Origin of the sequence: Avibacterium endocarditidis, assembly GCF_002921145.1 — a bacterium.
GTDB classification, from domain to species: domain Bacteria; phylum Pseudomonadota; class Gammaproteobacteria; order Enterobacterales; family Pasteurellaceae; genus Avibacterium; species Avibacterium endocarditidis.
On the sequence record NZ_PQVI01000086.1, the window covers coordinates 1 to 20247 of the forward strand.

Below are 20247 nucleotides of genomic sequence, written 5' to 3' on the forward strand. Positions count from 1 at the left end.
CCCCATTCTGCTAAACCTTTTTCTTTACAAGCAAGATCTAATCGTTTAGCAAAATTCTCTCTGAATTTTTCTTCTGTAATCATTTTTTATCTCCGTACCATCGGTTCAATTATAAATAAATATTGAAGTACTTTCAGTTCTGATTTATTATGTACTTAATGTTCATATTTTTATGAGGAATTATGAAAACACTTACACAAATTATTGACCATATTGGAGCTTCAAATGTAGCTCAATTATGCGGTATTACTTCTCGGGCTGTGTATAAGTGGCGAGCTTCAAATGCATTGCCAAGAACAGATTACACGGGAGAAACGCAATATGCAGAGAAATTAGCTAATGCTCTCAATAATAAAATAACGGCTGACGACATTAAGCGACTAGCGAATCCAGCTAATCGCTAATTTACCAAGCCCACCCAAAAACAAAACCACAAAATCCACAAGGAATTTATGGCAATGAAGAAAACGATTATTGAAATGATAGAGAAGTGCCAAGGCGGAAAAGCAGCCGTTGCGGGCTTTCTTGGTATGACAGAACAGGCGCTAAATAACCGCCTTTATCAAACCAAAGGACAGCGTTTCACCTGCGAAGAATTGATTGCGATTGAGCTTGAATATGGCGTAAGTGATTGGTCGGATGAAATCAATCGGCGTTTAGGCAAGGTGAGTTTTGCTGTACCGAACGAAAACGAAACTGACTTAGTCGAGCTATCGCAGTTACAACTGCAAGAACTAGCAGAGCGTGGGATTTTATTTGCCAAGCTCAACGAATTTTTAAGCGATGGCGTGCTGACACAGGAAGAACAAGATGTGCTGCATAAGTTGTTGCATAAATCACAACAGACCACGGCAAAAGCGATCGAAGTGGCGATTGCTATTCATAAGCAATAAAAACCACCGCGGACACGGTGGCTAATCAATTTAGGAATTAACTATGAAGGAAAATATTAATCCAAATGAAAAACAAAGTCAAAGCCAATGTAACAAAATCTTGGCTTATCTAAAAACAGGTAAAAGAATCACCGCACTTGAAGCATTAAATCGCTTTGGCTGTATGCGTCTTTCTGCCCGCATTTTGGATTTGCGTGAACAGGGTTATCCCATCACAGACGAGATGATGAAAGATCCAAATTCTGGCAAGCGTTATAAGGCTTATTGGCTAGCGGAGGGTGTATGAGCAATCAATTTATTCCAAATTCGTTCCAGCTGCCTAATGTGGTGGTGGATGATTTAATTCGAGATTTAACTGGTGCGGAACTCAAATGTTACTTAGTCATTGTGCGTAAGACAAAAGGCTGGAATAAAGATTGCGACGCGATTTCTATCTCTCAGTTAATGGAAATGACAGGGTTGAGTAACAGAGCGGTGATTGATGCCTGTAATCATTTAACAGAAATCGGGTTATTAACTCGCCAAAAAGGGGCAAGAGGGGTGAATGTTTTCACGCCTAACCTGTGTAAAAAGTTCACTAGTGAAGAAAGTTCACCTGTGAAAAAAGTTCATAGCGCCTGTGAAGAAAGTTCACAAGATCCTGTGAAAAAAGTTCACACACAAAATAACAATAAAAACACTCCTATAAAACCAATTAAAAAAACTTCGCAAAAAAAATCGCAAAGTGCGGTGGAAATTTTGGCAAGTTTTGGCATTGAGGGGGAGCTTGCTGAAGATTTTATCCGACACCGAAAAGCCAAACGTGCGGTTATCACCAACACGGCGATGGCACGACTGAAAAAACAAGCGGATTTAGCCAAATTGCCACTTGGGGAGGTAGTGGCGATGATGATTGAACGGGGCTGGCAAGGCTTTCAAGCTGATTGGGATTGGAAAACGGCGGACAGCAAAAAGCCAAAGTTCAGCGATGATGACGATAGCTGGTGGCGTGGCAAAACCATTGAGATTCGGGGGTATTGATGAACCAAATTACCGTAACACAACTGCAAAATGCGATTGGGCGTGAGCCAAACTATCACGCACCTGTGGGCAAGCAAGAAATCCCACCGCACGTTGCCAAATTTGTCGATCGCCTGTTCGTCCGCCTGAAAGCAATATTCCCCGCTTGGCAAGCGGCATTTGACGGTGAAGAAGGCTACCAAGAAGCCAAGCACCTTTGGCTTGAAGCCTTGGTGAATAACGGGGTAACTAGCGCAGCCCAATTCAAGCGTGGCATTGCCCAAGCGGAACGTGAAAATAAACCGTTTTTCCCGAGCGTGGGGCAATTTATCACTTGGTGCAAACAAGACCGTTTTGAAGCGTTAGGGCTACCGAGCGAAGACGAACTTTACGACCGCCTGAAGAAATTCCAAGGCTGCGGAATGCTGGAAATCCACAAATTCCAATTTGAGAGCGATGCGGAATATTGGTTGCTCACAGACTTGTATTGCAACAATCGTGAGGCAACGGAAGAAAAGTTGCGCAAAGCAGTGAGCAAAGCGTTGAAAGCGATGGCAGCACGCTTGGAAGCGGGCGAAACTTTGCCTAAACCGCAAATCACCTTGCCAGCTAAACCGAGCTTTGTTCCGCCTGAAGTGCAAAGAAAAATTAATCAACACGGCATTGAAAAATGCAAAGCGATTTTAGGGATGAAATGATGACCGAACAACAATTCGATAAAGACACGTGGCGCACACCGAAATATGTTTTTGACTGGCTCTTACGGCGTTTTAACTGGTTTGATATTGACGGTTGCGCGACCTATGAAAACGCTTTGACCTATCGTTACATCGGTAAACCAGCACCTGAAGATTATGAACATCCCGATGAATCGCCTTGGGGTGAAAAATACCCTATTGCGGCAGATTTTTTGGGCGAGGATTTATTCGAGCGATTGCTTGATGTGGTTGCGGAAACCTGTAACGGCAACTTACGCATTTTCGTTAATCCGCCTTACTCCAACGTTACGCCTTACTTGCAACGAGCAAAGGAATTACGCGATGCAGGTTATTTGGTGGTGATGTTGCTCAATAACGACAAATCCACAAAATGGTATCAAAACCATATTCACGGCGTGGCCAATGAAGTGATTGATATTGTCGGCGGGCGCATTAATTTTCTCCACCCGGTAACAGGTGAAGAAATCAAAGGCAACAGCAAAGGGCAAATGGTTGTGGTGTTCGATCCAGCAATGGAAGATTTTGTACAGCGTTCGGTGAGTTTGGATTTTGTAAAAAAGGTAGGTGGGTATGGATTATGAAAGTTTAGCGGTTAGTTTTTGGGCCTTGATAATTTGCTTTGCGATTTTATCTCGAGTCAGGTTTTAATGGATAGAAAATGCCCTAAATACGGAGAAGGGATTGAAGACTAAGGTAAGTGGGTATGGCAAGTAAAACACGTCGCAAAACTGAGATCCACGCGGTGAAATATGCCAACGGGGCGATTGTGGCAGAAACGGATTACGATCGCAATTTGTTGAAGTCATTACCGATTGGAAGTGCGGTGAAAATTGTGCCGTTATCTCATAATCGCAATTACCAGCATCACAAGAAATTTTTTGCCTTGCTTGATGCAGGCTATGAATATTGGCAGCCAGAATTTAGCGTTTTAACTCAGGCGGAAGAATGGATTGCCCAAGCCGTGGCAAAAGAAATTGCGATAGCGGCTAATGATGAGAATTTATATTCCAACATCACAAAACCCATTGCCGACAAAGTGTTAGCCAAAGTGCGGTCAAATCGTGAAGCAAAATTGGATTATGAGGGAATGAAAACCCTTGAAGCCTATCTCGATCACGTGATGAAAAAAGCAGGTTTTTATGACATTAAACCAAGCCAAGATGGCGGCACGATAAAAACACGCTGGTCTATCGCCTTTGATAAGTTGCCACAGGAAAAATTCAACGAAGTGTACAAGGGCGTGTATGGCGTGATTTGGAATGAAACCCTATGCCATATCTATCAAGATGAATGGGCATTGGAGAATAAGATTAATCAGTTGATGGCGTTTGGAGGTTAGATGAATTTACGCAAAGAAGCCAAAGGGCGAGATTGTCAAGTGCGGTTGCCTGGTATTTGTAATTTTAATCCTGATACCGTGGTGCTGGCTCATTATCGTATGGCTGGAATTAACGGCATGGGAATGAAACCCAATGATTTAATCGGCGCATGGGCCTGTGGCGCTTGCCACGATGAAATCGATCGCCGCACTCGTCAATTAGAAGCGGATTTTGTGCGCCAAGCTCACGCAGAAGGTGTAATGCGAACCCTTGTGCAACTTGAACGAGAGGGAAAACTATGAGAGAGCTAACTTTAACCCTCCCTTACCCGCCTACAGTAAATCATTACTGGAAGCATACAAAATCTGGCGTGCATTATGTGACGACACAAGGCAAAGCCTACCAGCAAACAGTGAAAAATCTCACAAAAAATACACCGCACTTTGCGGGTAAGGTGGCACTGAATATTGCAATTTACCCACCCGATAACCGCAGGCGAGATATTGATAATATTTTTAAAGCATTGCTTGACGCTCTCGTCAAAGCGGGAGTGATTAAGGATGATAGTTTGATCTTTAAATTAAGTGCCGAAAAATGCGGAGCGGTTAAAGGTGGAAAGATTGAAGTTGTTATTGGGGAGATTGTTTAATAATGGAATTAGTTTTTAACGATATTAAAAAAGTTTGCACCCAATGGGGCTATTGGGCTACACCACGATTAGGCACAGAATATCCTTGCCTTTCGGTGAGCATACCCGTGCCTATTGATGAGAGCAAAAGACGAGCAGATCCAATCAGTGAGCCATTGGCTGAGGAAATTGAACGTTGCGTGCTAGTGATGCGTAAAGCAACACCTGAGCTTTATGATTTGTTTATGGCAACTTATGCTTACCGTTTGCCACTTTATAATGAGTACGATCGCAATCGTGCGTTAGTGAGAATGGGGATTTTGGAAAGGTTTGGGATCGGTCGCCGCACTTATTTTGAACGCTTAAAAATAGCAGAAACATCACTGATGTTAATGTTAAGCCAAAATAACTGTATTTTTGTTGCGTAAGCATATTTTTTGTGAAAACACTTGACTAGTGCGCACTAAAACACTAACATTTTGTCTATAGTGCGGTTTTGCACGTTTAAAACGCACGAATGAATTTTAACAGCCCTGATCGGAAACGGTCGGGTTTTTATTTAGGTGACAGTATGGAAATTACATTAGGCGAAAAATTAAGATTAACGGCGAAGAAGTGCCAGAGTATTTACTCAAGGCACTTTATGAGAATTTGAAGATGAAATTTAAATGTGCTTATACTGTAAGAGTCTGCAACGGTAAGTGTATTGTTTCAGGCGGTACGAAATCTTCGAGTCTTACTTAAATTCGTATAATCATTTTAAACCTCTGCTATTTTATTGCGTGGAAACTCTATCTTAGCAGAACTTATAGCTCACTGTAACAAGTGGGCTTTTTTGTTGTCCCGAAATGGGGCGGAGTATGAAAACTATGAAAGATATGGGGACGCAAAGCTATCTTTGGTCAGGCTTTGGTGGCTTTTTAGCTTGGCTTGGCGATCAACAAAATTTAATGATGTTGAGCCTCGCCATCGGTATTGTTACCGCACTTGCTAATTTATATCAACGTATTTGTGATTGGCGGGCGAGAAAGCGTGATGAAGAACGTAAGGAAGAAATCCATCAGCTCACAGTGGCGAGATTGAAAAAAGGGCTAGATATTAAATGAAGCATTTCAAAAAAATTGCGGGTTGTTCGGTTGTAGCAATCATTGGCTTAGTAATGCTTAATCACTCCGACGAAATCCGCACTACGCAAAAGGGAATGGAATTAATCGGCGAAGCGGAAAGCTGTATGCGTGAGCCGTATAAATGCCCTGCTGATGTGTGGACGGTTGGAATTGGGTCAACAGGCGATATTACCTTTGGCAAGGTTTATTCGGATAAAGAGATTGCCTACCGTTGGGCGAAAGATATTCAGACTGCGGAACAGTGTGTCAATCGTTATGCTAATGGTAGAAACTTACCACAAGGCGCATTTGAGGCATTAACTTCACTCACCTTTAACGTAGGTTGCAGCAAGCTCAAAACATCTACGATTTACCGTTACGCAAAACAAGGTGATATTGCTGCAATATGTGAGCAATTCCCGCGCTGGAAATATTCTGGCGGGAAAGTGCTTAAAGGTTTGGTAGCCCGCCGTGAAAAAGAGAAAGCACTATGTTTAACCAGTTTAAAACGTGGCTAAATCTCACCGCACTTTGTCTGATTTTAGGCTTGTGTGGTTGGGTTTGGTATCAGTCACAGATGATAAGTAGCTTAAAAGCCAAAAATCAAGCGCAAGCCCAAACCATACAGCAACTTAACCATAGCTTAGCGGAAAAAACAAGGCAGTTAAATGATGAGCGAAAATCCACCGAAAAACAGACCGCACTTGAACAAACCCAGCGAGAGAAAGCAGATGAAGACATTCAAGTCATTTACAAAACGATTAAAGTGCAAGACTGTGCTAATCAGCGCTTGCCTAATGACGTTATTAAGCGGTTGCGCTAAATCAGTCATCAAAACAGAGCCTATTTTACCGCCTAGCATTTACTTAATTCCTTGCCAACAAACTGCTTTTCAAGGTTCAACTTACGGCGAGGCGATTGTTTATTTGCGTATAGTACAAAAAGAGCGTGAGATTTGTGCAGGGCGATTAAGTGGCGTGATTGAATGGAGTAAATTAAATGGGAATGCTTTATAAGTCGAAAAAGAAATTGATTGAAGAAGGCTTCACGCATTACGGACGGCTTTGGGATATTCCCGTTTATGTTAAAGACATCAATAGCGAAGCTCCAGAAATCGTTGCAGCTAACTTTATTCCTGATTGGGTTTTGACTGCGGCAGATCATATAGGATTTTTTATTGAGGGATTGATAAATATTAACAATCCTGAGTATGAACCGATGTTTAAAATCCGCATCACCGGAGAAATTAAATAAGAATTAACTTATATCAAATGAGTGAGGAAGATATGACAGAACAAGAACAAACCACGCCACCTTTTACACGCGGTGAGAAATTAGTTGGTATTACCTTTAACGTTGGTGCGAGACAAGATGTACACGATTGCAAGCAGCGATTTGCTTTTGCTATTGATCAGCTTGAGGCGCATAAACAAGATGCTTTTGCACAAGGTACACTAAACTCAACAAAAGAAATGCTTATCGAGGAAGCACAAAAACGCATTCTTGATGCTCAGATGTGGGCGGTTAAAGCATTAACTTATGGAATTTGATGATGAAGTACTATAACTTTTGTTACTTATATCCATAATGGCGAAGAGCAATCATTTTACATTACGGCATCAAGCGTTAAGGAAGCAAAAGCATTGGCTGAGAGTATTTGTGCAGGATTGCATTATGCCAATGACTATGATGAGGTGGTGGGAACCGAAGCAGTGAGTAAATTTGGAGGGCAGAAAATTGCTTGGATTTGCTCGATGCCAGCAGACGAATTGCCATTCCCGTTTAAGCAGCTCAAAAAGGCTGCTTTATTTTTTGCTTATGGTACAGACTGTCAGTGCTGCTTAGGCTATCGCATTATGGGCGGGTTGTTGCTTGGTGGACTAATTGGTTATTTGGCGGGGTAAAGTTAGATGGCGAAGAAATCATATGACTGGGTAGCAATTAAGGTTCAGTTTATCAATTCTTCGCTTTCCGCAAAAGAATTTGCGGAAAAATACGGAATACCTTATGGATCGCTATCGAAACAAGTCGCGCAAGGGAAGTGGATAGACGAACGGAAATTGATCGGAAAAGATGCGGAAAACAAGAGCATTGAATTTTCGGTTAATAATCGAGCCGCAAAACTTGCTCAAATTGATGATGATTGCGTTAAAACAGCAGAGCTGATTAATAATAAAATCATTGAGTTGCTGCCTACTATAGATAGCCCTGTTGCGCTTAAAGCACTATCAGGGGCGCTAAAAGATACCCAGTCCGTTACTCGCCTAGCCTTGGGAGCAAGCACGGAGAATCAGGCAACATCGGAAGGGTTCGACCGTGAAAATTGGTTAAAGAGATTAAGCGAATATGAGCAAAACACTAACGGATGATGAAATTATTCGGCGCTTGAGCGAAATTTATCGCGCCGATTTTTTGCGTTTTGCAGCAGATTGCTTATGGATACGTCCGAAAAAAGGCGGGTTAGTTCGATTTGTACCAAATGAGGCGCAGACGGATTTTATTAATCGCTTTATTGAGTCTATGACCATTAAAGGTTATGCGCGTTTTATCATTTTAAAAGCAAGGCAGATGGGGTTTTCCACCCTGATTGAAGCATTAATTTATTGGTGGACGATTAACCACGCAGGGACAAAATCTCTGGTATTAACGCACTTAGATAGCTCGACAAAAGAATTATTTGAGATAACTAAGCGTTATCACGATTATACACCTGAGACGTTTAAAACACCTGCTAATCGTGCCAGTGTTAATGAGTTAGCTTTTACGGGGATTGATTGCGCAATTAAAACTGCTACGGCAGGGAGTAAAAACGTTGGACACGGCTCAACAATCCAGTGTTTGCATTGGTCTGAGGTGTCCCGCTCAAAAAACCAAGAAGATATGACGGCAGGGGTAATGCAAACCGTGCCAACGGGCGAAGGCTCAATGATTTTCTTGGAGAGTACGGCAAATGGCCCTGGTGATTATTTCCACGCAACTTGGGAGGCGGCTCTGCGTGGTGAAAGTGAGTTTGAGCCGGTTTTTTATCCTTGGACGGTGATGAAAGAATATGCCATCAGTGCGGAAGGCGTGAAGTTTTCCGAAGAAGAATTGGATTACCAACGTTTGCACGGCATTAGCGATGAGCAATTAGCTTGGCGGCAGTCGAAAATCAGGTCGTTTAAAGGTTCAGAAGATCGAAAAATTGCGTTGTTTGCCGAGCAATATCCTATCACGGCAGAAGAAGCATTTCAGTCCGCAGATGGCTCTTTAGTGAGTGGCGATAGTGTAACCAAAGCACGCAAAGCAACCTATGAGCCGATTGGGCCTATTGTGATGGGTATTGACCCTGCAAGACGTGGTAAAGACAGTACAGGAGTAGTTATTAGACAAGGGCGCAAAGTAATTAAAGCCTTACGCTTAAAAATCCCAGATACAATGCTGGTGGCAGAGCGCTGTGCGAAATTTATTACTGAGTTTAATGCCGATGCGGTGTTTGTCGATACGATAGGCATTGGTGCTGGTGTTTATGACAGGTTAAATCAACTAGGTTTTGGAGAGCGAATCTTTGAGGCAATTGCTAGCAATACGGCTGACAATGATGATGCTTATGTTAATAAGCGTGCAGAAATGTGGGATCGGATGAGTGAGTGGCTTAATGCAGGGGCAGATATACCGGATAACGATTTATTTGCTAGTGATTTGTTGTTGCCTAAATATGATTATGACAGCAAAGATCGGCTATTGCTCACCGCCAAAAAGAAACTACCACGCTCTCCCGATGTAGGCGATGCTTTGGCGATGACCTTTTATTTAAAAAATATTGTCCCACGCTCACCGCAACCTGATGAGTATGATGGCATTAGACGGACGCCAACTAGTGGCGGGAGTATGATAAATGGAAACATCTAGCGAAAAAATTGCGTTACCCAAAGATGAAGAAACGCAAGAAGAAATCCACGATAAACTTGCCGAAAGGGTGATGGATAATTTTAGGATTGCGCAAGGGTATCGTGCGAGAATGGAGATACAAGGCAAGACGGTGGAGAGTTGGTTTTATCGCTTGTATAACGCCTATAACAAAATCCACGAACCCGAAGAATTGGCCAATCTAAAAAATATGAAAACCTATTTTGGGTTAATTCAAAATAAGGCCAATATGGTATCGAGCTATATCCGCTCAAAATATATTAATCACAGAAATCCACCTTTTGATATTGCGCCCACACCAATTGTAGAGCTACCAAAAGACAAGCAAGAGCAAGGTTTTGAGCGAGTAAAAGCAAAGCTCACTGAAGTGGTATTGGATAATAATTTGCCGTTTGAAGCCTTAACTGATGGCTTTTTATTACATCCGAAAATTGCCAAATTTATTGAGGAGCAAAGCAAGCAGGCAAAAGAAACATTGCGCGAAGAAGAATTTAAAATCGCCAGTGAAGCCACAACTAAAATGGCAAGGTTAATTAAAGATCAGCTTATCGAAGGGAATTTTACAGGCGCAATGACGGAAGCCTTATTGGATTTGGCGCTTTATCCTGTAATGGTGATCAGCTATGAAAATGAAGCTGTTGTCGATCAGGTATGGAAAAACGATAAATACGAAGAAAAGATTGTTATTCGCCCAACATTTAGACGTGTAGAACCAAGCAATGCGTATTTCTCACCTGATGCAACTAATGCGCAAGACGGTTCATTTTTTATCGAACTCGCGAAACGAACGAAAGCACAACTGGCGGGCTTTATTGGCAATGAAACCCTAGGCTATTTTGATGAAGTGCTGAAAGACATTATCGAAAATGGCGACAACCAATGGCTTGGCATTGACACAAATGAAAGTGGTACATTGGATAATAGCTTACTTGATGACGAAATTCATATCTTGCGATGCCAAATGCTTGTTCGTGGTGCAGACTTAATTGATTATGGTGTACCAATCCAAGAAAGCGAAAAATTTAAGTATTTTAATGCGGACATCGAAGTATGCAATCATCGGGTTATCCGATGTAACATTGTGGCTCACCCAAAAGGTAAACGTACTTATTTTTCAGCCAGCTATAAACGGGTGGCAGGAGAGCCTTATGGGATTAGCGTAGGTATGATGGTTTATGACAGACAAATCTCTATAAACCGCACGCAATATGCAATGCTACTTAATACACGTTATGCAGCAGGCCCGATGTTAGAAATTGATGCGGCTGCTTTTGACAGCCCGCAAGATGTAACGATGGAACCGTTGCATCGGGTTTACACGAACCCAACCAAGGAAGGCTATCTTAACGGCATTAAACAACATCAAATCACCCCAACATTTCCAACCCTATTTAATCAGATGACAAACGAGATTCGTCTTGCCGATGACGAGTGCGGATTGCCTTCATTTTTGAATGGGAATGCGGGATTGCAAGGCGCTGGGCAAACCTTAGGTGGCTTAGCAATGATGACTGATAATGCCGTATTAGGTTTAAAAGATTGTGCATTAAATATTGACGAGTACTTTATTCGCCCAGCAATTACGCTGATTTATGCGACAAACCTGGTAACCAGTAAAGATAAGTCAATTAAAGCAGATGCCAAAATTGTGGCAACAGGATTGCTTGGTCTTGAGGCTGAGTTAAATAAATCCAAAGAGCTGGCAGGGCTTGTGCCACAAGCTGGACAAATTGTTCAGCAAGGAATGCTCCCAGAACAGCTTTATCGCGATCTTGTTCGGGATTATTTCAAATCAAAAGGGATCGACACTGACCGTTATATGCCGAGTGATGGCGTGCAGTCCGATTTAAATAATATTCAGATGCAAAGCCCAACAGACGGGCTAGACGGAAGGAGCTTGAGAGTAATGCAATGAAAATTGACTTAGATGATGTAAAACAAAACGATCAGGTTTGGCACGATCGCTATGGATGGGGAAAGGTGATTCGAGTTCAATCTGGCACTTGCGATGTCAAATTTAATGAATCGCCGACACTATTAACCTTTACTGAGGGTGGGTATGCAGGAAATTTTAAAGTGCTATGGTGGCAACCACCAATGTTATTTACGCCGAGAAAAGGAGTAAATTACCAAAAATTGCTAGAAATTGTACCGCACTTAATTGATTGGAAATATGGAGGGCAAAATGAGTTGTAATCCAAATGTTATTTCTATTATCTCACCTGCCAGCATTGATCCAAAAGGCTTTTCCGTAGGTTCAAAAGCTGTTTTAGTGAGTGCATATGGACTAAATGCGCTTGATACCATTACCTTTAAGCGTGTGAATTATTGCTCTAATCAAGGAAATTATAAGAGCGAAGGTTGCTGCATTATTGAACCAACGCCAGCAGAAATAGCCAGTGCAATTCCTTATCAGCTGGGATATTGCACACCTACTCTTTCGGCAAAGCGTTCAACGCTAGTGATTCGTTACACAGGGAATTATATTCCGGTGGTGAATAATCAGCATAGCCCTGACTTAACCGTCACGATAGAACCCATTAATGGCACTGATTTTAGTGACAAAGAGCTAGGCATTGTTCCTTGTGGGTATCAGGCTAGTGTGCCATTGCCGATTAGTTTAGATGATGGGGATTGTTGTGGAGTGATGTTTATGGGGTATTTATTTCACCCAAATGAAACGCGTGATCCAGAAGCAACGGTTAAAATTTACGATTGTGAAAAGTTCGTTGGTTATGCCTATCCCACTGCAGGCGATGGGCATACATTACCTATTGAGGAGTGTAACGGGACTATTGTGGGGTATGCGGTAAATAACTCGCCAACAGCTCCAGAGATTATCCAATGTAATTAAAAGGGAGAAAATATGGGTTTAAAACTTTATGTCGAATTACTTGATGAAATAAACTGGCCTTGTAAAAAAGGCAAACTTTATCAGCGTTTAGCTGCAGCCCAAAAGGAATTAGAGCAGGTTCAATCTGTATTAGCCGAATGTCAGGAAAAAGGAGATTCGGCTGACACTTCCGCACTGGAAGCAAAAATTGTAGGTCTTGAAAGCGAGATTGAAAACTTAACTTCACAGATTACAGATTTAACAGACTTATTGACGAGAACTCAAAGTGATTTAGTTACAGCGCAATCTGATTTGGCTATTTCACAAGCAGAACTCAAATCAATAACTGCTCAAGCAGAAAGTGCTCAGTCAGAGCTTGATTCAATGCGAGAGTTATTAACTCAAGCGCGATCAGAGCTTGCTATTACACAAGCTCAATTAGCAGAAGCTAGAGATAAAGCAAAATCAATAGAGCGACAGCCGGCACCTAGACCACAATGGGGGATAAGTAACTTAACTGTCATTCAGACTAACAACTATGTGAAAGCTGTTGTAGCTGTGTATGATGTAACGGGTGAAAACACCGTACCAGAAACAATGGTGCCAGATTATTTCTGGGTGAATGGTTCTGGCTCAACGCTTGAAGTGTTAGATAGTCAATTAATCGGTCGTGGACGAATGTACACTATTCGTTTAACTGATAGCCATGGACACCGTAATGTAGTTAATGCAGGAGAGATTGGAATTTCATTCAGTGGTGGTCCTAGTGGTTCATCATTATTTGGACTCACTCGCATCGATGGTACGAATGATGACTCGGCAGTATTTATCACGGCACCATTAGGTAGTTCGTATTAACACATAGTCTTGTTTAATAACAAGACTTTTTATGGAGAACAAATATGGCATTCGTAACTTGTAAACAATTTAAAGATTCACAACAAGAGCAAGATGATAAAGCGGTTTCCGCAGAAGATTCGTTACTAGATAAGAGCGGTGGCGAAGGAGCTGGGAAAGTAACCGTTGAGAAAATTAAAGAAGCAATTGCTGGTGATGTTGCAGTTTCTGTAAAACCAAACGCAGGAATTAATGGGAACGGTACTGAAGAAAGCCCACTTGCATTAGCACCAGATGAAACACTTAAGTTTAACGAAGAAGGTAAACTAGGTGTAGATACAGAAAAGGTTGGTGGCGTTATTGGTAATGCGTTAGCAGGTAATGGGCTTAATTTTGATGAAAGAAGTAAACAGCTCAATGTTTCAACTGCACGCATTGTTAATGCAGCCGGCAAAGTAATTGGTTATGCAGTTAATCAGGGAGCATAGTATGGCACATCAAAAATTAGGAAATGGTTCAGACACGGAGATCGAAAGCGATATTGCTGTGGTTTCTCCTGTGAATATGGGTAAGGGGCTATTATGGGATGATTCTACAGGCAAGTATAACATTGATATTAATAGTCAGCTTCTTGAGGTTGATGATAAAACGGGACAACTTAGCATTCGTATATCAAAATTAGAAGATAATTTACTACAAGTGCATAAAGATGGTATTTATGTGGGGTCTAAATCTCCGAAAGAGGTGGAGGTGCTTTATGTTGATTCGGTAAATGGGGTAGATCAATCACCTTATGAGATTGAAGGGGCGGGAACAATTAACAAACCGTTAAGGACAATAAAATATGCCAATTCGTTTGCGGTAAAAGGAACATATCGAGAAATACATCTGCATACAGAACAGGAACATATCTGCTCATCAAGTGATGAGTTTTTTGTTCAGCCAGGGCATTTATCTATATTTCCTTATGGGGGAGCATTTGATGCGGCAATGGAAAGAGCTGGTGGAGATAGAACTACAGCTACTAGTATAGTAGCAAGAGAAAGTACAGCGCCAATAGTAAAATTCACTGGAGTTGTGATGAAATTGACTCCACCATCAACAAAAGAAGCTTCGTATGTTTATATGCCTTGTATTTCCTTGTCAAATGGATGCAAAGTTAATTTCTATGGGATAAATTTATGTAATGACTTAAATGTCCAAATTAGAAAGCATCCTGAAGCAAAATCTAACGTAAGTGAAATATGGATCTCTTAGTAGAATTCTTCAACGCGATGGCGTTAATGTCGGTTTATTCCAATGTAGATTATCTTGTGTGGGAAATATGACATTTAAAGATACTAAAGAATTTACACTTGAGAAATCGCGTAAGCTAGTTGAAGGTAACCAAATTTCTATTACAGGTTTTCTTCATCCTCAACGGGGGAGAAATTAATATTTTGAATTCATTTATTGAAAGTAATGTAGCGTGTCATATTATTGCACATCAAGGTTGGGATCAGAGGATTAATAACCTACTTTCCATTTCTTTGGGCCAAAATGCAGATCCTGTAGAGAGATTTACAAAACGAGTATATGGCGCTGTTATTGATGAACAAAATGGAGTAAAGCAGTTGTTGGCTCCAACTTCTGATGTTTCGCCAACAAAATGGTAAAGGTAGCTTGGTGTATGAAAATTAAAACACACACCATAATCACGACAAATTCAACTCAATCTAACGCCCCCCGCTTCACCCTTAATCCACTTTATCCCACATCAAGCAATATTGAAGTTCGCCGCTTACCTAAGCGCGTGATTGCGTGGGGATTGGAAGGTGATGAAACGGTAACGGTGCATATTGCAAGAGTGCAATCAATCGGTAATCCAAATTGGGCATTAACGGACGATTGTTGCCCTTGCATTATTGAGCCAGATTTAGTGGTGAATGTGAACAAAATGCCCTACAAAAAATGTAAGCAAGCGGTAGTTTTAACTGCTGATGATCCTGCTATTCACATTGATGATGCGGGAACTTACTATTTTGAGTATCACGGCAACAATGAGGTCATACTCGATCACTATGATGATCCAGTAATGGCAAAAAACAGACAATGCGACTGCGGTTAATCCAGTCGCTTTTTTATGGGAGAAACAATATGGCATTACGTCCTTTAGCAAACCGCCGTAACGTAAAAACACCAGCCAATGGTAATAGTGGAGTACGCTTTCAAGATAGCACGGCAAAAGTAGCCGGTATTATCAATAGCGGAAAACCATTACAACAAACTGGACGCAAAGAACGTTGTAGCGGTTGTAATTCATAATGAAAAACACTGACTCACCGCTGTGGAAACAGATGTTTTCGCCCACCAGCTCAAAGTCTGAGCTGACCGAAATTCGGCATCGGTTATCCATAGACGAAAACTTATCTTATCTCTTACAGGCGTTTTTATATTCAGAATGGCTTGCTTACAACACCAAAGTTCGTACTGAGCTTAACCCTGAGTTACGGCAAGAGTACCTGCATTATGCCCACGCATTGGCAGAAATTGCCGGCAAGCTGTTTAAAGAAAGTGAATCGCCAAAGACAACGGAAATGCCATCTAGCATTTAACGCTCACCCTGAAAGCCATTCATCTTGAATGGCTTTTTTATTCCATCTCTTAAAGGAAAGACCAATGGAACATCAAGACTTAGAAAAATACGGAAACTTACCCACACAGGTTCGACAAGCCCTACTTGCCACTGACGAAAAGCAACCAAGTGAGCATATCGAAAATAACGAGCAGGAACAAGATAACTCCCCTGCTACCCCTGAAGAAGTTCCCCAACAATCTGAGCAACTACAGATTGAACCACCACAAACCAACATCGAACAAGAAGATAACGATGTTAAGGCGTGGAAAGGAAGATTAAACAAAGAGCAAGAAGCGCATAAAAGCACCAATGCACGCTTGCTTGCAGAAGCTGAAGCTCGCCAACAAGCGGAGCTAAAGGCGAAAGAAGCAGAAGAAAAGCTCGCAGCGTTGCAACAGCAACTTGAGCAGCAAAAACAGCCCGAAACCCAACCACCACAAAAAGCAGAAGATGAACTCAGCACAACTGAAGAAGAGGAAATCATTTCGCTACTCGGTGCCACTGGGAAAAAACTGTTAGATCGTCTGCGTCAGCCAGCTAATCCACCTACGCAACCGCCTGAAGATATTGGCAAGATCGTTGATGAGCGGTTAAAACAAGCGCAAGAACAACAAGCGCAACAAACTCGCCAACAAGCCTTTATCCAAGCCTTAAATGATACCGTACCAGAGCTACAAGGGTTGATGAACAACTCGGCGTTCACACAATTCTTAAATAGCAAGGTGGTAGATTTTTATGGCAACACCGCTGCAATGTTTGTAGGACATATCGGCAAAACCTATGATATTGAGAAACTTCCGCAGTTCCGCGCCTTAGTGGATGAGTTCAATCAATCTCAACACCCCTCTAAGCCAGCTGTTACGGCACCACCGAGTAATAGTGGCACAGCGATGAATAGAAAAGCTGGTTTAGGCAAAAAGAAACTAACCCCTGAAGTTATCAGCAAAATGCGGATTTTAATGAACACCGGACAAACGGAGGAATTACGCAAGCTTCAGGATGAATATGACATTGACTAAATAAGGAAATAATATGGGAGCAGTTATCAAGGCCGCTGACTATAGCGGTGCATCGCTTTCTCGTGTCCCTGAGAAAAACCTCAATCTTATTATTGCAGAAACGTGCCGTCATTCGGTGTTACTGCAAATCGTAAATCCTAAGTACAGCATTGAAAACTTAGGCTTAGATCAAGCACCTAAAGCCGTGTATGACATCATCACTGATATTTCAGTGGGCGGTTTTACTGGTGGCAACTGGAACGGAGAAGTATGGGAACCTAATAATCCGTTTAAATCAGGGGAAATCACCCTGTGTCAAAACATCGATCTTGAGAAGAAATTCTCTCGCCGTGAAGCAACACGCTTAGGTGAACGCTGGAACACCGTACAAGGTGGCTATGAAACGTCAATTGGGCAAGCTTTGGCTGCCGAAGTGGAATACTATGGTTTACGCTCTATTATGGCACACGCCTATCGCTATAACGTAGGGACGAAAGCTGGGCGTAACTCAAAGAATATCAACTTAGGTAGCTCAGACAACCCAATTGTTGTAGGTGAAGGTAATACTAAAGCTTCAACCGTGTTAAAACGGATGAAACGCGTGTTAACCGAAAGTGCGGGCAACTGTGGTTTAGTTAAAGTGGTGGCAACACCAGGTTTTTATGACTTAGTGCTTGATGAACAATCTGCATTAGGTGCGGGCTGTTGTTTGAATAATAATCCGCTTATCACTGGTATCACTTCACCAATGCTAGGAATGGAATTGTATTCAACTATCGCAATGCCAACCTTCGACAAAACGGGCAATGGTAAACGTGTGGAATATGTAATGATGGTAAACCCTGAACACATTGCCGCACCAATGTCCCTTGATTTCCTTGAATGGCAAACTATCAAGCGTGATATTTGGTTGGTTGGTCAATTTGACTTTGATGTGGTTGCATTAACAGGTGCATCTGTTGTTGTAGCTGCCGTTGTAGTAGAAGAATAAGGAGCGTAATACTATGGCACTTTATATTTTAGCGAAAGGGGGCATCGCCCCTGAATATGGCAATAGCTGCAAGGGTTGCTCGGTTGATACTGACAATGAATTGCCTGTTTTTTTGCAACCTGATAGCAGAGATGGCTACCATTTCCGCGATAAAATCACTTGGGAAGACTTGTTGCACGAATTAGATCGCCGTTATGACAAAGATGCAACGGATCTTGAGGTAGGCGATAAACTTCGCATTTTCTTACAACCAAATCACGCTAACGTGAAATCGATTTTTATGGATTTCCGTGAGCCAGTTGCAGGATTTAAATTTAACCTTGTGGCCGCAAATGGGGCAGATTATTCAGGCAAGATTTATCAATCCACTTACACCAAGTGCGGTGGCGTTGATAATCAAGAAGAAGTCGAAGAGGTAGATACTGCGGCCGTTGATGCGTTCACGCAAATCACCACGATTGTGGAGAATGGCTACAACAGCAAAGTAGATGCCATTGATTTAGAAATTGTGGCATTACCGCAAGATCCGTCTTTACTACAAAAGGCACAAATCCAGTTTGCACGTCGATTTGAGCCTGAAGGCTATATGATGCCATCATTTTACTAATCAAAAAGTGCGGTGGAAAAATTCAAAACTTTCACCGCACTTTTTATTTCATTCAAGGAAATCACAATGGATAAAACAATTTTTCGTTCTCAAGTGAATGGGTTAAAGTTCGATAGCTATAACCCAACCACCAATCATCTTTTAAGCAGCCACCAAAAAAGCCAATTCGTGCAAGCGGAAACACCTACAACCAAAACCGCTCGCAAAGCCAAAGTGTCGATTGGCACGGATGATGTAGAACAGGAACTTAACTAATGAATCTTGCGGATATTATTTTACGAGTGCGGTTCGATTACAACGACATCGACAGCGATAGAATTGAAGATCCGCTGATTATTGATTATCTCAATGAGGGATTACAAGAGCTTTTTCGCTTAAACCCAAATAAGTTTCTGAAAACTGTTGTGGCACAGCTTGATGACAGCGACTTACAACAACCTTGCTGTTGTGATCTGCTCTATTCGGTGGATGCGATTACTGATGCACAGGGTAACTTTATTGCCAAACTAAAATCCGTTGATGAAAGTGCGGCAACCGCGTTTGGTAAACGTAACTGCACAGGCCGACAAAGCCAAACACGCAGTTACAGCAAAGTACCTAACACGGACAATCAGTTTACCGTCAGCCCACCAATTAGCCCAAATGAAACCGTTTATGCAAGAATGACTTGTGCGGTGATGCCTAAGATCAAGGAAGATGAGCCATTAGATGAGGCGATTACTGAGCATTATTCTGCGTTAGTGGATTATGCGCTATACCGTTTATTTGGTGCGGAAACAGAAAGCGCCACTTCACAGCAAAAGTCTGCCTTTCATTACAAGCAGTTTTTAGAAAGCATAATGGTTAAGGAGCAGGTGCGACAAGGTTTTATTCACGGAACCAAAGTACCGCAAGGGGGTAAAAAATGAATTGCGGTTGCTTAAAGCCCATCACTAGTCAACAAAGTGCGGTGAATTTTTCTTGCGAAAATGTGGGGCGAGACGTTGAGTTTGTGGATTTGGAGTTATTCCTGCCACGCGTTACGTTGGTTGCCAAAGGCGTCCCCGATGATGTAGCGATAGAATATCTTCGCCAAGCCTGCCAACAACTGGCAAGGGATAGCTGGCTACTTAAGCGAGAAGTGAGCCTAGATGTGCAAGCAGGGGTAAAAGATTACTACCTGCATTGCGGTGATAATGAACAAGTGCATTATGTGGATAATATTTCTCTTGGCAAATGTAAACAAGGTTATTTCCGCTATAAACCTTTGGCTGGCTATCGTGATGAAAATTTGGCGTTTGAGCCTAGCGATAAAATTATTCTAACACGTCCGCCTATGCAAGATAGGGAGCGGCATCTCTTTGTGCATTATTTTGCCATACCCACGCAAAATGCCTGTCAGGTGGATAAGCTGATTTACGACCGCTACCACGATGTGGTGGTGAATGGCGCATTGGCTGATTTATTGTTAATGCGTCACTATGAATTTACTGATCCGCAAATGGCGATGGTTTATGAGCGACGCTTTAAGCAGGGAATAGCTCAGGCAAAAATTGACACAATGCGTGATTTCTCAACGGACACACAATCATTGATTGGGGAGGCTTGGATCTAATGGGGAAATGCAAAATCTTAGAGAAATGCAAAAAGTGCGCTTGTAAAAACAAAGAAGTGGGATTGGCAGAGAAAATCCAAATTCCCCGACCAACAGAACGCGTGATTGAGCGACAAATTGTGGAACTTGCATCAAGGTGCAAACCAGATTGTGATTGTAACGAAACGTCATAAACCAACTCAGCGGAGTTGGTTTTT

36 protein-coding genes are annotated in these 20247 nt (G+C 42.0%); all 36 read left to right on the top strand.

The window, feature by feature from the left end:
• Positions 1-182: 182 nt before the first annotated feature.
• Positions 183-404: a hypothetical protein gene (locus tag C3Z13_RS06795; protein WP_103855423.1), complete on the top strand. Its 222-nt coding sequence runs from the start codon at positions 183-185 to the stop codon at positions 402-404.
• A 48-nt stretch (positions 405-452) separates the two neighbouring features.
• Entirely contained in the window at positions 453-893 is a 441-nt protein-coding gene (locus tag C3Z13_RS06800) for a YmfL family putative regulatory protein (protein WP_103855424.1), read from the top strand.
• 43 nt (positions 894-936) lie between these two features.
• The gene (locus tag C3Z13_RS06805; protein ID WP_103855425.1) at positions 937-1179 is read left to right on the top strand and encodes a helix-turn-helix domain-containing protein; all 243 of its coding nucleotides are present in this window, start codon (positions 937-939) and stop codon (positions 1177-1179) included.
• Entirely contained in the window at positions 1176-1913 is a 738-nt protein-coding gene (locus C3Z13_RS06810) for a replication protein (RefSeq protein ID WP_103855426.1), read from the top strand. Before C3Z13_RS06805 ends, C3Z13_RS06810 begins: the two co-directional genes overlap by 4 nt.
• Positions 1913-2590: a replication protein P gene (locus C3Z13_RS06815; protein WP_103855427.1), complete on the top strand. Its 678-nt coding sequence runs from the start codon at positions 1913-1915 to the stop codon at positions 2588-2590. The genes C3Z13_RS06810 and C3Z13_RS06815 overlap by 1 nt, the downstream gene beginning before the upstream one ends.
• A complete protein-coding gene (locus tag C3Z13_RS06820; RefSeq protein WP_103855428.1) occupies positions 2590-3192 on the top strand; it encodes a DNA N-6-adenine-methyltransferase in 603 nt (200 codons plus the stop codon). Before C3Z13_RS06815 ends, C3Z13_RS06820 begins: the two co-directional genes overlap by 1 nt.
• 122 nt (positions 3193-3314) lie before the next feature.
• Positions 3315-3950, top strand: coding sequence for a DUF1367 family protein (locus tag C3Z13_RS06825; RefSeq protein ID WP_103855429.1), 636 nt, complete (start codon positions 3315-3317; stop codon positions 3948-3950).
• Positions 3951-4232 carry a DUF1364 domain-containing protein gene (locus C3Z13_RS06830; RefSeq protein WP_103855430.1) on the top strand — a complete coding sequence of 94 codons (282 nt, stop codon included), beginning with the start codon at positions 3951-3953 and terminating at the stop codon, positions 4230-4232. It abuts the gene before it with no gap.
• Positions 4229-4579 carry a RusA family crossover junction endodeoxyribonuclease gene (locus C3Z13_RS06835; protein WP_103855431.1) on the top strand — a complete coding sequence of 117 codons (351 nt, stop codon included), beginning with the start codon at positions 4229-4231 and terminating at the stop codon, positions 4577-4579. Before C3Z13_RS06830 ends, C3Z13_RS06835 begins: the two co-directional genes overlap by 4 nt.
• Positions 4580-4581: 2 nt before the next feature.
• Positions 4582-4986 carry a hypothetical protein gene (locus tag C3Z13_RS06840; protein ID WP_103855432.1) on the top strand — a complete coding sequence of 135 codons (405 nt, stop codon included), beginning with the start codon at positions 4582-4584 and terminating at the stop codon, positions 4984-4986.
• 432 nt (positions 4987-5418) lie between these two features.
• Positions 5419-5664, top strand: coding sequence for a hypothetical protein (locus C3Z13_RS06845; RefSeq protein WP_181022025.1), 246 nt, complete (start codon positions 5419-5421; stop codon positions 5662-5664).
• Positions 5661-6182, top strand: a complete 522-nt coding sequence (locus C3Z13_RS06850; RefSeq protein WP_103855434.1) for a lysozyme — start codon at positions 5661-5663, stop codon at positions 6180-6182. Before C3Z13_RS06845 ends, C3Z13_RS06850 begins: the two co-directional genes overlap by 4 nt.
• On the top strand, positions 6155-6487 hold the full coding sequence (locus C3Z13_RS06855) for a DUF2570 family protein (protein ID WP_103855435.1): 333 nt from the start codon (positions 6155-6157) through the stop codon (positions 6485-6487). The genes C3Z13_RS06850 and C3Z13_RS06855 overlap by 28 nt, the downstream gene beginning before the upstream one ends.
• Positions 6462-6680: an Rz1-like lysis system protein LysC gene (lysC, locus tag C3Z13_RS06860; RefSeq protein ID WP_103855436.1), complete on the top strand. Its 219-nt coding sequence runs from the start codon at positions 6462-6464 to the stop codon at positions 6678-6680. The genes C3Z13_RS06855 and lysC overlap by 26 nt, the downstream gene beginning before the upstream one ends.
• Complete coding sequence (locus C3Z13_RS06865; RefSeq protein WP_103855437.1) at positions 6664-6918, top strand: hypothetical protein; 255 nt, start codon at positions 6664-6666, stop codon at positions 6916-6918. Before lysC ends, C3Z13_RS06865 begins: the two co-directional genes overlap by 17 nt.
• A gap of 32 nt (positions 6919-6950) precedes the next feature.
• Positions 6951-7214: a plant Invertase/pectin methylesterase inhibitor family protein gene (locus tag C3Z13_RS06870; protein ID WP_103855456.1), complete on the top strand. Its 264-nt coding sequence runs from the start codon at positions 6951-6953 to the stop codon at positions 7212-7214.
• A gap of 93 nt (positions 7215-7307) precedes the next feature.
• Complete coding sequence (locus C3Z13_RS06875) at positions 7308-7568, top strand: hypothetical protein (protein ID WP_103855438.1); 261 nt, start codon at positions 7308-7310, stop codon at positions 7566-7568.
• Between the two features lie 6 nt (positions 7569-7574).
• Positions 7575-8033, top strand: coding sequence for a hypothetical protein (locus C3Z13_RS06880; RefSeq protein ID WP_103855439.1), 459 nt, complete (start codon positions 7575-7577; stop codon positions 8031-8033).
• Positions 8011-9555, top strand: a complete 1545-nt coding sequence (locus C3Z13_RS06885) for a terminase large subunit (protein WP_103855440.1) — start codon at positions 8011-8013, stop codon at positions 9553-9555. The genes C3Z13_RS06880 and C3Z13_RS06885 overlap by 23 nt, the downstream gene beginning before the upstream one ends.
• Complete coding sequence (locus tag C3Z13_RS06890; RefSeq protein WP_103855441.1) at positions 9542-11488, top strand: hypothetical protein; 1947 nt, start codon at positions 9542-9544, stop codon at positions 11486-11488. The genes C3Z13_RS06885 and C3Z13_RS06890 overlap by 14 nt, the downstream gene beginning before the upstream one ends.
• Complete coding sequence (locus tag C3Z13_RS06895; protein WP_103855442.1) at positions 11485-11769, top strand: hypothetical protein; 285 nt, start codon at positions 11485-11487, stop codon at positions 11767-11769. The genes C3Z13_RS06890 and C3Z13_RS06895 overlap by 4 nt, the downstream gene beginning before the upstream one ends.
• Entirely contained in the window at positions 11759-12427 is a 669-nt protein-coding gene (locus C3Z13_RS06900; RefSeq protein ID WP_103855443.1) for a hypothetical protein, read from the top strand. Before C3Z13_RS06895 ends, C3Z13_RS06900 begins: the two co-directional genes overlap by 11 nt.
• Before the next feature lie 12 nt (positions 12428-12439).
• Positions 12440-13264, top strand: coding sequence for a hypothetical protein (locus C3Z13_RS06905; RefSeq protein WP_103855444.1), 825 nt, complete (start codon positions 12440-12442; stop codon positions 13262-13264).
• Between the two features lie 44 nt (positions 13265-13308).
• Positions 13309-13731 (top strand): hypothetical protein, encoded by a 423-nt coding sequence (locus tag C3Z13_RS06910; protein WP_103855445.1) that lies wholly within the window; start codon positions 13309-13311, stop codon positions 13729-13731.
• Position 13732: 1 nt separating this feature from the next.
• The gene (locus tag C3Z13_RS06915; protein WP_103855446.1) at positions 13733-14500 is read left to right on the top strand and encodes a hypothetical protein; all 768 of its coding nucleotides are present in this window, start codon (positions 13733-13735) and stop codon (positions 14498-14500) included.
• A 182-nt stretch (positions 14501-14682) separates the two neighbouring features.
• The gene (locus tag C3Z13_RS06920) at positions 14683-14898 is read left to right on the top strand and encodes a hypothetical protein (protein ID WP_146256880.1); all 216 of its coding nucleotides are present in this window, start codon (positions 14683-14685) and stop codon (positions 14896-14898) included.
• Positions 14899-14912: 14 nt separating this feature from the next.
• Positions 14913-15350: a hypothetical protein gene (locus tag C3Z13_RS06925; protein ID WP_103855448.1), complete on the top strand. Its 438-nt coding sequence runs from the start codon at positions 14913-14915 to the stop codon at positions 15348-15350.
• Positions 15351-15379: 29 nt separating this feature from the next.
• Positions 15380-15547, top strand: coding sequence for a hypothetical protein (locus tag C3Z13_RS11680; RefSeq protein WP_181022026.1), 168 nt, complete (start codon positions 15380-15382; stop codon positions 15545-15547).
• A 32-nt stretch (positions 15548-15579) separates the two neighbouring features.
• Positions 15580-15837 (top strand): hypothetical protein, encoded by a 258-nt coding sequence (locus C3Z13_RS06930; RefSeq protein ID WP_146256881.1) that lies wholly within the window; start codon positions 15580-15582, stop codon positions 15835-15837.
• Between the two features lie 64 nt (positions 15838-15901).
• Complete coding sequence (locus tag C3Z13_RS06935) at positions 15902-16879, top strand: cell envelope integrity TolA family protein (RefSeq protein WP_103855450.1); 978 nt, start codon at positions 15902-15904, stop codon at positions 16877-16879.
• A gap of 13 nt (positions 16880-16892) precedes the next feature.
• The gene (locus C3Z13_RS06940) at positions 16893-17849 is read left to right on the top strand and encodes a hypothetical protein (protein WP_103855451.1); all 957 of its coding nucleotides are present in this window, start codon (positions 16893-16895) and stop codon (positions 17847-17849) included.
• A 13-nt stretch (positions 17850-17862) separates the two neighbouring features.
• Positions 17863-18456: a hypothetical protein gene (locus C3Z13_RS06945; protein WP_103855452.1), complete on the top strand. Its 594-nt coding sequence runs from the start codon at positions 17863-17865 to the stop codon at positions 18454-18456.
• Positions 18457-18522: 66 nt separating this feature from the next.
• The gene (locus tag C3Z13_RS06950) at positions 18523-18711 is read left to right on the top strand and encodes a hypothetical protein (protein ID WP_103855453.1); all 189 of its coding nucleotides are present in this window, start codon (positions 18523-18525) and stop codon (positions 18709-18711) included.
• Positions 18711-19364 carry a phage adaptor protein gene (locus C3Z13_RS06955; RefSeq protein WP_103855454.1) on the top strand — a complete coding sequence of 218 codons (654 nt, stop codon included), beginning with the start codon at positions 18711-18713 and terminating at the stop codon, positions 19362-19364. Before C3Z13_RS06950 ends, C3Z13_RS06955 begins: the two co-directional genes overlap by 1 nt.
• Positions 19361-20050 (top strand): phage adaptor protein, encoded by a 690-nt coding sequence (locus C3Z13_RS06960; RefSeq protein WP_103855455.1) that lies wholly within the window; start codon positions 19361-19363, stop codon positions 20048-20050. Before C3Z13_RS06955 ends, C3Z13_RS06960 begins: the two co-directional genes overlap by 4 nt.
• Positions 20050-20223 carry a hypothetical protein gene (locus C3Z13_RS11685; protein ID WP_181022027.1) on the top strand — a complete coding sequence of 58 codons (174 nt, stop codon included), beginning with the start codon at positions 20050-20052 and terminating at the stop codon, positions 20221-20223. The genes C3Z13_RS06960 and C3Z13_RS11685 overlap by 1 nt, the downstream gene beginning before the upstream one ends.
• The last annotated feature ends 24 nt before the right edge of the window (positions 20224-20247 follow it).